This is a genomic window from Pseudomonas sp. HLT2-19-2, assembly GCF_054898005.1.
Genome location: NZ_CM142712.1, coordinates 3,169,495 through 3,182,486, shown reverse-complemented (window position 1 = coordinate 3,182,486; position 12,992 = coordinate 3,169,495). Strand labels below are relative to the sequence as shown.

Below are 12,992 nucleotides of genomic sequence, written 5' to 3'. Positions count from 1 at the left end.
GCAAGTCCTCAGTAGGAATAAGTCAGGCGAGCAAACACGCCTTCGGCACGGTCATCGCCCATCACCTTGACGCGGTACTGCAGGGAAAAATCGACGTAGGAACGGGGCGCGTTGTACGCGTCTTCGCGGAACCAGTACCGGACGTTGTTACCGACACCCACCCCGCCGGCCTTGCCGGATGATGACTCTGAACTGCCGTCGGCATCGGTGCCGATGTTCATCTTCGAGTCATAGTCGAACGCGGCCACGACATGCGGGAAGCTCACCCAGCGCGAGCCAGCGCCACCGATCGCATAGCTGCGGCCGACCTGCCATTCGCTGTTGAAGTAGTTGCGCGAGTCGTTGACGTAATGACCCGCTTCCGCGAACAACTGCGAGGTCCACCAGCTGGAGGCATCGACGCGCAGGTCGGTGCCGACGCTGGAGCCGTAACCCAAACGCAGCAGCCAGTCGCCGTCAACGTCCGAAGATCCCAAAGGGAATGTGCGCTCGACAGCGGCCATCACGTTCAGAGCGGTGAAGGGTTTGACCCTTACACCCACGGCGCCTTGCAGCGCATCGAAACCGGTGTCCGAATCGCCGTTCTTGCTCCACAGCGTGTCGGTGACGCGTCCGTAGAGTTCGACAAAACGTGCGTTGCGATAGCCCAAAGGACGCCAGGAAAGCTCGGTGCTGTTTTGCAGGCTGTCATTGCTGCTACTGCCGCTGCTCGGAGCTGAACTCAGCCCACTGCTGGAGCTGTTGCCGCGATAACTGGTGGTGCTGGTCAAGCCCATTCTGCGCGAGACATCGCCCACCGCGCGGCGGGTGTCGAACAGTTGCTGCGCGGGCATGTCCAGTTCACCGGCGTGCTGCGCGTCGATGACGCGCTCGAAGTAGCCTACGGCTTGCTGGTCTTCGTTGGCGCGCATCGCGGTGTAGGCCGCATCCTGAGTCGCTGTCGGGGAGAGTCGGGTGTCGGTATCGGACTTGCGGAACGCCCCGAAGGCGGCGTCATCGTCACCGGCCTGGACCGACAAATACGCGATCTGCAGGTCACTCATCGATTCCAGCTCGCCCGTGTCCCGCGCTTGTTGCAGCCGTTCGCGCGCGGTGCGGCGCTGGCCGAGGGCGGCATACAGGCTGGCTTCTTCGTAAGCGGGCAGGCTGCCGAGGGCCAGGGCTTGGGTGAAGTCCTTGCGCGCCCCGGCATCGTCGCCGGATTGCTGGCGCAAACGACCGCGCTGGGCGAGCAGCCGTGCATCATCGCTATTGATCTTGAGACCGTCACTGGCCGCAGCGATGGCTTCGGGAACACGCTTCTGCTCGCTCAGAGCGCTGACCAACAGACGCCGGTACGCCGGATTCTGTGGCGCGCGGCCAATGGCTTCGTTCGCCAGGGCAACCGCCGTCGCGGGGTCTTTGCGGGCCAAAGCAGCGTAGGCCTGGGCGGCCGTGTCGGTTCCGGCATCGCGCTGGTTGCCCGGCCAGATATCACAGACCAGTCCGAAGGCGCTTTCCTGACAGTTCAAGGCCGGTGCCGGAAAGTGAGCAACAGCGTTCAAGCCGTTGTTTTTCTGCCGCAGCGCCATTCGGGCGGTGGTACGTCGACGGGCCACTTCGCCGCCTTCATCGTCGACCAGTGGCTGCAGATGATCGAGCGCCTGCTGAGGCTCGCCATGGGCCAGTGCGGCGTCCCCGGCGAAGAAACGAATGTCACGAATTTCCGCTTCCAGCAGGCCATCGATGGCCAAAGCTTGATTCAGGTCAGCCTGGGCGGCCTGAGTCTTACCCTGACGATCAAGGGCGTAGCTGCGCAAAATCCACGGTGCGATTTCCCCATCGTCCTGAGCCAACGCGCCTGACGCGGCCTGTTCCGCGCCACGGTAATCGCGGGCAGCGAGCAGGGCACTGATCAGCAGTTGCTGATTGGCGCCGATTTCCGGAGCCCAGGCGACGGCTTTTCTGGCCTGGTCCACGGCCAGGGACACCTTGCCTTGCTCCAGGGCGCGATAACCCTGAACCGCCAGCGGCGCCGCCAGTTGACGCCGAATCGCTTCGCGACGCATCAGCAACGTATCGTCGTCCGGGAACACGGCCAGTGCCTGGGTGGTGGCTTGATCCGCTTCCTGCAAGTGCTGTTGGCGCTGCAAGGACTCGATCAGCAGCAATCGATAATCCATGCGTTTGGGCGCCTGAGCGATAGCTTTGCGTGCCGACTGGGCCGCAGTGCCGAAGTCATCGCGATCATAGGCCTTGAACGCCTGGGCAGCGGCACCGAAGCCCGGTGCCTGACGTGATTGCGGGTAGCGCTTGGGATGGTCTCGCTGTTCCTTGTCGCGTTGCGCCAGTGCAATCAAGGTGTTCAAGCGGGTGATATCAGCTCGCTGACGCAACGCTTCGCGGGCCTTGGCGATGGCCAGGTCGTAGTCTTTACGCTCGTACGCGCTGTACGCCTCGTTGGCCGTTTCATAGGCCGGGCCGGTCAACGGCAGGGGCAGCGTCTCGGCATGAACAAGGCCAGGTAACAGGCTTAGCCCCGTGGCCATGAGGGTCAGGAAGGGGCGGTTCATGTCGCAAGCTCCGCAGGGTAGTGGCTGTGCTGACGCGCCACGGCCTTTTCGATGGTGGAGCGGGGCAGCACGCCGCTGTCGACCAGATAGTCGCCAATGCGTCCGTGATGCTGCGGGCGGTACTGCAACATGGAGCGGCTGAACACGTCGCGATCCAGCAGCCCCATTTCGATCAACAGGTCGCCCAGCAGCGGCGCACGGGCATCCGGCACGGATTGGCCTTCACGCACGTTCAGTTGACGCAGTTGCGCGACGATTTCGCTTTCACGGGCAATCAGTTGCACCGGTTCGCAGCCCAGTTCATCGCTAACCTGTTGCAGACCTTCGGCCGGCAGAGGGCTGGCGACGGCGACTTGCGCGCGGCCGTCGGCATTCAAGCCAAGCGGCACCACGCGCCAACGCAGGGCGAACTCATCGTCCAGCGTCAGGATCGAGTCCCGTGCCTTGGCGGCCACATCGAACACCCGTGGCAGATCGTTCTGGAAGGCGATGGCTTCCGCGAGCGTCTCGTCGTCCAGCCAGCCGTTGCTGAGCAAAATCCGCCCCAAAGGCATGTGCCGGGTTTTCTGTTCGGCGAGGGCGCTTTGCAGGTCAGCGTCGTTGATCGCCTGCCAGGACAGCAACACGCTGCCCAGCTTGCGCGGTGCGACAGCCACCAGGTCGGTGGACGGGAAGTCGTGCATGGTCTTGTCCCACACCAGTTTGCGGTTCAGCGCCTTGCCGACCAGGAACATGCGCCAGGCGCGTGATGCGGCCATGAAGTTGACGAAGTTGCCCACGACCATGCGCGGGATGGACAGCAAACCATGCTGCCAGCCGTACAGCACGGTGGTGAAGTAGCAGCGGTGCGCGATACGCCAGGCCAGCGCGATACCGTTGGCCAGTAGCAGGGTTTGGATAAAGCCATTGGTTTCAAAGGGTGTCGGGAAACTCACGTCCCACAGGCCACTCTGGCGCAGGATGATCAGGCCCAGCAGCTGCACCAGAATCACGTAGGCGATGATGCTGACGAACGCCGTCACCACGCCCTTGCGATCACGAAACAGCAGATAACGGTTGGCCAGCGAGCCATTCCAGCCCATTTGCTCCCAGCCTTGCAGGCCAATGCCCAGTGTCCAGCGGGCTTTCTGGCGGAACGCGGTACGGAAGGTATCGGGAAAGAATTCCCGCACGCACAACGGCATCTTCAGGGTCGATTCGTAAGGTTTGCGAAACCATGATTTACGCAACACGCGAAACTGCACCGGGAAGCGCACGAAGATTGCGTTCATGCCGACCTTGGCCAGGCGGGCGCCGACGTCGTAATCCTCGGTGAGGCTGTCAGTGTTAAACGGCTGGTTCTGGGTTTCTCCGGCCAGTACGCGCAGGGCACGATGGGAGAAACAGGTACCGACCCCGGCAGATGGCACCGTGTCGGTCATGCTTTCACGCACCACCAAATCCTTGCCATGCCATTCGGCGAATTCGTCCATGTAGGTGCCGGCCACCCATTCGTACCAGTTGCGCTCCAGCGAAACCACGGGCAACTGGATCATGTCCTTGCGCGGCAGCAAGTAGTTGAACAGGCGCAATTCCATCGGGTGCAGCACGTCTTCGCTGTCGTGCAATACGACGCCGGCGAAGGTCATGCCGTGGGTTTTCTCGTGCAGGAAGATCGCCTGGATCACCCAGTTCAGACAGTCGGCCTTGCAGGTCGGGCCGGCATGCGGGACTTCCACGCGATGCAGCTGCTTGTAGCGCCGACGCATGCGTTCCACTTCATCGATGGTGCGTTGGTCATTAATGTAGGTGCCGACGAAGACAACATAGTTCTGGTAGTCCAGGGTCGACACCATGTTCTCGATCATCGGTGCGATGACGTCATATTCCAGCCAGGCCGGGACCATGATCGCCAACGGCTGTTCATCCCGGGCCATCAGTTGCTCGGCGGTCAGCGGCCGGTATTTGCGATCCACGGTGAACTTGCGAAACAGGCGGCGAGACCAGTACCACAGGTCAATGAACAGATCGTCCAGGCTGGAGATCAGGATCAGCACTGCGACCACGATGGTCGAGATCTCCAGGAAGCTGTAGTAGTGGGCCAGCCAATAGGGCCAATAAAGCGACGTCATCGAAAGGTTCCGTTACTGGCGATTGCGACGGGCGCTACGGCCAGCCAGCAACAGGATGAGGACCAACAGGATGCCACCCGGAATCAGCCACAACAGCGATGGCTTGCGCCAGGCGTCGAGGCCCTTGGGTTCTTCTTTGTCGATCAATTGGCTGCCACTTGGATCCTGGGTGTCGAAGGTGGTCAGTACACCGTTGTCACCGAGGATGGCCACATCGCCGCGGGTCAGCAGAATCTGTTTGGCGAAGCGTGGCGCGTCATTGCCCAGGGCGCGATAGACCAGACCATGGCGGCCGCCGGCATCCACCACTTGCAACGAGGCCAGGTGGTTGAGGGGATGGATGTCCAACAACATCTGATCCTTGTGATTGATGCGCAAGCGACCCTGATCATCGACCTGCACCGATTCCTTGCTGTCCTTGATCGGCAGCTCGAAGGCGAGGAAGGCTTTGTCCGGCGTGACCGAAACCTTTGGGTCGGCGCTGACGTTCAGTTGCGCCCGCAGCGGCGAAACACCGGCGGCGTCAGCCACCGAAATCACCTGCGGCAAGCTGCTCGCCGGATGCTCGAGGTAGGCCTGTGGTACGAGGATTTGCGTGTCCATGGCAAAGCGCGCAGCCATGCCCGAGAAGTCATCATCCAGCGCGGTTTTTTCCAGCACGATGTGGCTGGTCGGCAGCACCGAGACCGGGAAGGCCTGTGGCGTTTCCAGGCAACGATCGCTGACCGGCTGACGCTGGAACGACACGCGCAGTACGTTCTTCGAACCCAGGGCGTAACGCGGGATACGTGCTTCGATGCGTTGCTGTTCACCGTTGGCCACGAGCTGTTGCGCGCCAATCAAGTAATCGTTGAGAAACAGCGAGGCCACCGGCGCGGTGTCCGAGGCTCCGGGGGCGGCAGACACATCGATCACCGCCTTCACCGGCAGGCGACCGTCATAGGCCACGCTGCCCAGAGGGAACGAGGTGCTCCAGTCGGACTTGGCGAGCACGTCGATGGCGCCGGGGTTACCGCCCAGGCGTGACAGGGCCACACGGCCGTCGGCGCTCAATGGCATCTGTGCTTCGCTGACCGTCAATTGGCGGCTGCGTGCGAGTGTATTCCAGGCCGAGCTGAACAGGGCCAATGCCTTGCCGGTCGCTTGCGGCGCGATCATCAGCACCGGACGCGTGCCCAGCAATGCCAGGCGTACGTTGTCGGTACCGGTGGCGGCCAGACCTGCATTGATATGCCGCTCACGCCATTGCGTGAAGGCGTTGGCTGCCGTCGCGTCGAGACCCCGAATCTGGCTCTGCAGCGCGTCCAGCGATTCATTCACGGCTTTGAGCAGTTGCGGGTCGTTGATAGCCAGGTCCGCCTGGACGTTCGGCGTCTGCCCCAACATCAACAGCGCACCGATTTGCGCCGGGTTTGCCAGAACGTGCGAGCCTTTGCCGTTAAGGCTGGCGAACGCTGGAATAGACTGCAGTTCAGCCGGGATGCGCAGGCCGCTAAGGTCAATGCTGTCTTGAATGGCGGGGAAGGGCAGGATGCGGCTGTGCTTGCCAATCCGCTCCAGTGCCACACCGAGGCGCCAGGCCGCATCGTAGCTGTCGGCGGATAAGGTGCCCGGCGCGACCATGATCCCCGGTTTGCCAGGCAATGCCGTCCAGGCAGCACCGACGTCCTGTAACTGGCTGGCGTCGTAGCTGTAATTGAGGCGGGTGTCCGGTTCGATACGCAACACGTTGCCGATGGCACGCTCGTCTTCGCACAACACGCGGGACACGATCGACGACCAGGCAATCCCCAGGCGTAGCGAGCCGCTGTCACGCGCTTTCTTGTCCACGCCCAGTGTGGCGCTGGCATCACCTTGGGCTTCGCTGAGCCCTTCGGCGCGTACCGGATAGCCGTCCAGCGACAGCAACAGCGTGTTGCGTCCACCTTCGCCATTGAGGTAACTGGCGTCGAAATTCAGGGTGGCTTCCGTCAGCGGCACACCCGCCGGTACCGGCAGATACAGGTCGCGTCGGGCGTCGGTGGAGCCGAGGATGATTGGTGCATCGATCCCCAGATCGCTCAAGCGAATCTCACGCTCTTGACGGGTGTCGGCGTTGAGCCGGTTGATCGCCTGGGTGAGCGGGCTGTCCGCGGCCAAGGCAAAGGTCGGCAAGAGCGCGAGCAGGCTCACGCCACAGGCAAGGGCGCTGAGCGCACCCGTATGGATGGCAACGGAAGACTTCATTCAGGTAGATCTCGAGCTGGTAAGGGGGAGGATCGGTTTGGTTTATTGAGAGGTAAAAGCTGGGTAATCTTTCTCGGGCACAGGCACCGCTGACGGGTAGTGCAGGAACTTGGGCAAGGGCTGTCCGGCCACGACGAAATCATCGACCGGGCGTCCCATCAGGGCATCGACGATGCGCGCACTGGCCTTGCCATCGCCGTAGGGGTTGGCCGCCTGGGAGCATCGGCGCCACAGCAGGTCGTCATCGAACAATGCGTTGACGCCAGCGATGATCGAGTCCGGCGAGGTGCCGACCAGTCGCACAGTGCCCGCCGCGACAGCTTCGGGGCGCTCGGTCACATCACGCATGACCAGCACCGGCTTGCCCAGGGAGGGTGCTTCTTCCTGCACGCCACCGGAGTCGGTGAGGATCACATGCGCACGTTGCATCAGGCGCACGAAGGCCAAGTAGTCCAGGGGATTGATCAAGTGCACGTTGGGCAGATCGCCCAGCTGCTCGGTGACCGGGCCCAGGACGTTGGGGTTCAAATGCACCGGATAGACGATCTGAATATCAGCGCGCCGCGCCAGATGGCTCAAGGCCTTGCAGATATCCAGGAATCCTTCGCCGAAGTTTTCCCGGCGATGCCCGGTCACCAGCAGAACCTTGCGGCCGGTTTGCAGGAACGAAAACTGCCGGTCCAGGCTTGCACGCAGGTCAGCGTCTTGCTCAATGCGCCGCGCCGTCATCTGCAACGCGTCGATCACCGTATTGCCGGTCACGAAGGCGCGACCTTGGAGGCGTTCGTCGAGCAGGTTCTGGCGCGACTCGTGGGTCGGCGCAAACAGCATGTCCGCACCGAGGTCGATGCAGCGACGGTTCATTTCTTCCGGCCACGGGCTGTAGATATCACCGGTTCGCAGCCCGGCTTCGACATGACCAACCGGAATGCGTCGATGAAACGCCGCCATTGAGGCAACCATGGCCGAAGTGGTGTCGCCATGCACCAGCACCCGGTCCGGGTGGGTCATTTCCAGCACCGGGTCAATCGCCCGGTAAAGCGCCGCGGTCAAGGAGTTGAGCGACTGGTGCGGCGTCATCACGTCGAGGGTGTAATCGGCCTTGAGGTCGAACAGATCCAGCACCTGTTTAAGCATGCTTTGATGTTGGCCGGTGATGCAGATCTGCGATTGAATGCCAGGTTCTGCAGCGAGGGCTTTGACTAAAGGCGCCATCTTGATGGCTTCTGGACGGGTACCGAAGATCGAAAGGATTTTAACCCTTGAATGATGGCGAGCGATGATGTCTTCCTTGCGCAGCTTTAGTGCGCACACAACAGCGGCCCAAGTTTTATTGAAACTTGAGCACGCCAGCGTTATTTGAATTTAGTAAAGACCGGGACAATCAGCGTGAGATCAGATGTTCACTTCAATGTGAGGTGGTGCGTCGCCTTAAACCCGGAACGGGCCAAATTATTAGCATCGATGGTGAATATTTTAAAGTGTTATATGCGTTATTTTTTTAATGGTAAAAGTTTGAAACTTTTATGTTTGTGGCCGGTCTTTTCTGGTTTTTTGTAAATCCTGGAAAGTTTCCCCTGGTTGTTGTGGCGATTATAACTTCATGGTTTATAACGATATTGCTAATGTTTATATCCACTCGTCGGCGCGAATGAATTATTCATTGGTTATATCGGTCGCGCTCTGCGTGTTAACGATCTGGCTTTCTAGAGTGAGGGTTATGGTAGTCACTGAAATGACGCCTGTATATTGTCATGGTTAAATAAAGTGTTTCTTTTTGGAGTAAAAAAAATGAACTTTCTTTCTGTCTTCAATATTTAATAATCCCTCAACCTGTACTGGTTCGGGAGGTGACTCAGAGAAGGGTGTTTTCAAGTACCCATAACAGCGGCGTTTTACATGTTGGTGGTGAAACGGGGCCGCGGTCCGGCGAAGAAACCGCGGCGGCCGATCAATCAGGCGGCGGGGAGCAGGCCTTTCTGTTTGGCGACATGAGTCGCCAGTGCGTCCATCAAGTCCGGGGACAGGCAGTCATAGGGCTCCAGGCCGATCGAGCGCAGGCGCTCACGGATAGCCTTCATTTGCGCTGGCGGTGTGCCGGTTTCGATGATGGAGGACACGAACGCTGCGAAGCTCGGAGCAGCCCATCCGCTCTGGGGAGAGAGCTCGGTGTGGACGAAGTCCAGGCCATAAAACGCATGGTCCTTGTTTTCGATGCGCCCGAAGAGATGGGCGTGGCACTGCTTGCAGGCGTGGCGCTGGATGGCGGCGCTTTCGTCGACAATTGCCAGTTTTTCGCCGTGGGCAGTGACGCCGACCTTATCCCGAGGTACTACGGCAATGACGGCAAATGTCGCGTTTTGCGGTTTCCAACATTTGCTGCAGCCACACGCGTGGTTATGCAGGGTTTGTGCGTCGATCTTGACTTCGACTTTGTCGGTCGCGCACAGGCATTGCAGGGTGCCACCTGTGAAATTCGCGGCGGCGGGTTGAATACCATCGTCCAGTACGGGGTGAAGTTTCAAGGTGCTCACGTTGGCTTCTCCGTTTCAGGGTGTCAGACGAAAGTGCCTGGGGCGGTGCACCAGGCCGGTAGATCATTCGCGCCAGCGGCATGGCGTGAGTGACGAAGGGCGCCCATTCAAGCTCGCCATTCATCGCATCCTAGACCCTCTTCGGCAACTGAGGGCGGTGTGAGCATCTGGAAGGGACGGGCGGACTCCAATGCGTCATTTAAATTAGGGGCAATATTGAGTGTTCATGAGATCTCGTGCCCCAGTCCGAATAAACGCAACATTCCCGCCCGTCACCCACATGAAACCCCAGCCCGTCGAACCAGCACTAACCCGTGGTCACGTTGTCAGTAATTGGCGGTAGCGACGTAGTCGTCTCTGATAGCGGCACGTCAGCCTACGTTTAGTGTTCTCTCCAATGCCTCAGGGCAAAAGCTCGCGATGGATTGCGTCTTCGACCGACTATTCCTTTTGCGAGCGACACTCTATGGGTTTGCTTCTCGATCCGCGTCATGACATTGATGCCGCTTTATTAAGCTATCGCCGGGTGTTCTGGTCGCTGGCGCTGTTCAGTGGCGTGATCAACCTGCTGGTGCTGGTGCCGTCGCTCTACATGATGCAGGTGTACGACCGGGTCCTCACCAGCCGCAACGAAACCACCTTGTTCATGCTCACCTTGATTGCCCTGGGACTGTTCATGTTCAGCGCCCTGATCGAGTGGGCACGCGGCGAGGTGATGATCCGCATGAGCGCGGGGCTGGACGAGGCCTTGGGCGAGCGGATTTTCGACGCCGCCTTCGCCCGCAGCCTGCGTGAGCACAACGCCAACCCGGCGCAGGTGCTCACCGATCTGGCGACGCTGCGGCAATTGATCACCGGCCAGGGCCTGATCGCCCTGATGGATGCACCGTGGTTGCCCATCTTCGTGCTGGTGGCGTTCATCTTTCATCCCTGGTTCGGCGTGCTGACGCTGGTTCTGGCGCTGGTACTGATCGGCCTGGCGCTGTGGGGCGAGTTGGCGACTCGCACGCGCCTGGACGAAGCCAATCGCTTGGGTGTGCAGTCGTCGATCTATGTAAACAGCACGCTACAGAATGCCGAAGTCATCCAGGCCTTGGGCATGCTCGGGCCGTTGCGCCAGCGCTGGAGCCTGCTGCAGCAACGCATCATTGCCGCCCAGGCCCATGCCAGCGATCGCAGCGCGCGCATCACTTCGACGACCCGTTTTGTGCGCATCTCCGGACAGTCGCTGGCGCTGGGCCTGGGGGCGTTGCTGGTGCTTGAAGGCCAATTGTCGGCGGGCATGATGATTGCGATGTCGCTGCTGCTGGGGCGTGCCCTGGCGCCCGTGGAAATCGCCATTGGCTCGTGGAAGCAATTCAACTCCGGCCGCCAGAGCTACCAGCGCCTGAGCCAACTGCTTGCCCAGCATCCGCGCGAACGCCTGCGCATGCCTTTGCCACCGCCCACCGGCGCGGTGCGCCTGGAGCAGGTGTATGTCGGCCCGCCCGGCGCTTCGCAACCGATCCTGCGGGGCATTAATTTCAGCCTGGTCAAAGGTGATGTGCTCGCCGTCGTCGGCCCCAGCGCCAGCGGTAAATCAACGCTGGCCAGGGCGCTGGTCGGGGTATGGCCGGCCATGGGCGGGTCGGTGCGCCTGGACGACGCCGAGATCAGTCAATGGTCCCACGACGCCCTGGGCCCGCACCTTGGATATCTGCCTCAGGACATCGAGCTGTTCGACGGCAGTGTGGCCGACAACATTGCCCGCTTCGGCGAGCAGGACGCCGATAAGATCATCGCCGCCGGGCGTCACGCCGGCATTCACGAGATGATCCTGAAATTCCCCAAAGGTTACGACACGCCGCTGGGCCCCGGCGGGCTTGGCTTGTCCGGTGGGCAAAAGCAACGCCTCGGTCTAGCTCGCGCGCTCTATGGGCGCCCGTCGCTGATCGTGCTCGATGAGCCCAACTCCAATCTCGATGAAGCCGGAGAGATGGCGCTGGTGCAGGCCATCAATGCGCTAAAGGCTGCTGGCAGCACCGTGGTGCTGATTACCCACCGGCCTAATGTGCTGGCGGTGGTCGATCACATCCTAGTGCTCAAGGACGGCACTCAACATGCATTCGGTCCAAGGGATCGGGTGCTCAAGGCATTGAGGCCGGGGCCAAGACCGGCCGCGGTCAGGGAGGCTGGCAGAGATGCGTGATCTGACCCCAGAGGCACAAACGTACAACGAACAGGGACTGAGTGTGCGCGGCACCACACTGCAGCCCCGCGCCAGTACCGACGCCGGGGGAGCTGCTCGCTATGGTGTGGCTTTCCTGGTCCTGACGCTGGGCGGCTTCCTGCTCTGGGCCTGCCTTGCGCCGCTCGACCAGGGTGTCGTGGGTAGCGGCACCGTGGTGGTGGCGGGCGAACGCAAGGCTGTGCAGTCGTTGGTTGGTGGGGTGGTGGAAAAGCTGCTGGTCAGCGATGGCGACCGCGTCACCCAGGGACAGTTGCTGGTGCAGCTCAATACAGTGCAGGCACAGTCGCAGCTGGACGTGACCTTGGGCAAGTTGCTCAACGATCGCAGCGTCGAGGCGCGGTTGATTGCCGAGCGCTTGGGCTCAGCCGAGATCCAATGGCCCGCTGAACTGCTGGAACGCGCCGACGAGCCGCGGGTCAAGGCCGCCATGGCCTTGCAGAGCCAGTTGTTTCTGACCCGCCGTGCAGAGCTGGGCAGTCGCTTGCAGATCAACGAACACGAAGCCGCGGCATTGCAGCAGCAACTGCTCGGCTACGAAGGCGTCAAGCGTAACTACGATACGCAGATGCGCTTCCAGCAGCAGGAGCTGGAAGGCCTGCGTAATTTGGCCCTTGAAGGCTACATTCCGCGCAACAAACTCTACGAGGCCGAGCGCAACGCTGCCCAATTGGCTGGACAGATTGCCTCCGGAGTGGGCGATGTCGGCAGGACCCGCCAAGCGATCAACGAAAGCCGGCTCAAGGCTTTGCAGGCGCAGCAGGAATTTCGCCGCGATGCTGAAACCCAGCTTAGTGAGGTCTCTGCCGAGGCGGCAGGTTATGCCGATCAGATTCATGCCTTGCAGTTTGAAGTCGACAACGGTGCGATCCGTGCTCCGGCATCCGGGCAGGTCATGGACGTGAGCATTCATACGGTCGGGGGCGTTGCGCAGGCCGGCCAAACCCTGATGCAGGTGGTGCCGCTGGATGCGCCGATGGCGATCACCGCGCGTTTCGAGCCGCTGATGGCCAATAAGTTGCGCCCGGGTCTGCCGGTGCATGTGCATTTCACCGCGCTGCAACGGGTCGATACGCCGACCGTCACTGGCACGGTGACAACGGTGTCGGCGGACCAGTTGATCAATGAACAGACGCACCAGCCTTACTTTTCCGCCAAGGTCGAAATTCCCGCCGACACCGTCGCCTCGCTGCAGGCCGCCGGCCTGCTGGTGCGCCCCGGTATGCTCGCCGATGTCACGGTGGTGACAGGAGAGCGCACCTTGATGAATTACCTGATGAAACCTTTGCGTGAACGCTTGCTTGCGGCCTTCAAAGAGGAATGAGCATGCCCCACCGTTGCC

Annotated in this window: 7 protein-coding genes; 2 read left to right on the top strand and 5 right to left on the bottom strand. The window is 61.1% G+C overall.

Features of this window, described 5'->3' with window-relative positions; all coding sequences use genetic code 11:
* Positions 1–8 precede the first annotated feature (8 nt).
* From ACYZTU_RS14835 to gfa, 5 genes are all read right to left on the bottom strand, one after another.
* Positions 9–2,552 carry an NfrA family protein gene (locus tag ACYZTU_RS14835; protein WP_461963809.1) on the bottom strand — a complete coding sequence of 848 codons (2,544 nt, stop codon included), beginning with the start codon at positions 2,550–2,552 and terminating at the stop codon, positions 9–11.
* Entirely contained in the window at positions 2,549–4,663 is a 2,115-nt protein-coding gene (locus ACYZTU_RS14830) for a glycosyl transferase family protein (protein WP_461963807.1), read from the bottom strand. The genes ACYZTU_RS14835 and ACYZTU_RS14830 overlap by 4 nt, the downstream gene beginning before the upstream one ends.
* A gap of 12 nt (positions 4,664–4,675) precedes the next feature.
* Positions 4,676–6,889 carry a hypothetical protein gene (locus ACYZTU_RS14825; protein ID WP_461963805.1) on the bottom strand — a complete coding sequence of 738 codons (2,214 nt, stop codon included), beginning with the start codon at positions 6,887–6,889 and terminating at the stop codon, positions 4,676–4,678.
* A 42-nt stretch (positions 6,890–6,931) separates the two neighbouring features.
* Positions 6,932–8,170: a non-hydrolyzing UDP-N-acetylglucosamine 2-epimerase gene (wecB, locus tag ACYZTU_RS14820; protein ID WP_461971042.1), complete on the bottom strand. Its 1,239-nt coding sequence runs from the start codon at positions 8,168–8,170 to the stop codon at positions 6,932–6,934.
* A gap of 674 nt (positions 8,171–8,844) precedes the next feature.
* Positions 8,845–9,423 (bottom strand): S-(hydroxymethyl)glutathione synthase, encoded by a 579-nt coding sequence (gene gfa / locus ACYZTU_RS14815; protein WP_461963804.1) that lies wholly within the window; start codon positions 9,421–9,423, stop codon positions 8,845–8,847.
* Positions 9,424–9,889: 466 nt separating this feature from the next.
* Between gfa and ACYZTU_RS14810 the strand changes: the two genes are divergently transcribed.
* Both ACYZTU_RS14810 and ACYZTU_RS14805 read left to right on the top strand, forming a co-directional pair.
* Positions 9,890–11,611, top strand: a complete 1,722-nt coding sequence (locus tag ACYZTU_RS14810; protein WP_461963802.1) for a type I secretion system permease/ATPase — start codon at positions 9,890–9,892, stop codon at positions 11,609–11,611.
* On the top strand, positions 11,604–12,974 hold the full coding sequence (locus ACYZTU_RS14805; RefSeq protein ID WP_461963800.1) for an HlyD family type I secretion periplasmic adaptor subunit: 1,371 nt from the start codon (positions 11,604–11,606) through the stop codon (positions 12,972–12,974). Before ACYZTU_RS14810 ends, ACYZTU_RS14805 begins: the two co-directional genes overlap by 8 nt.
* The last annotated feature ends 18 nt before the right edge of the window (positions 12,975–12,992 follow it).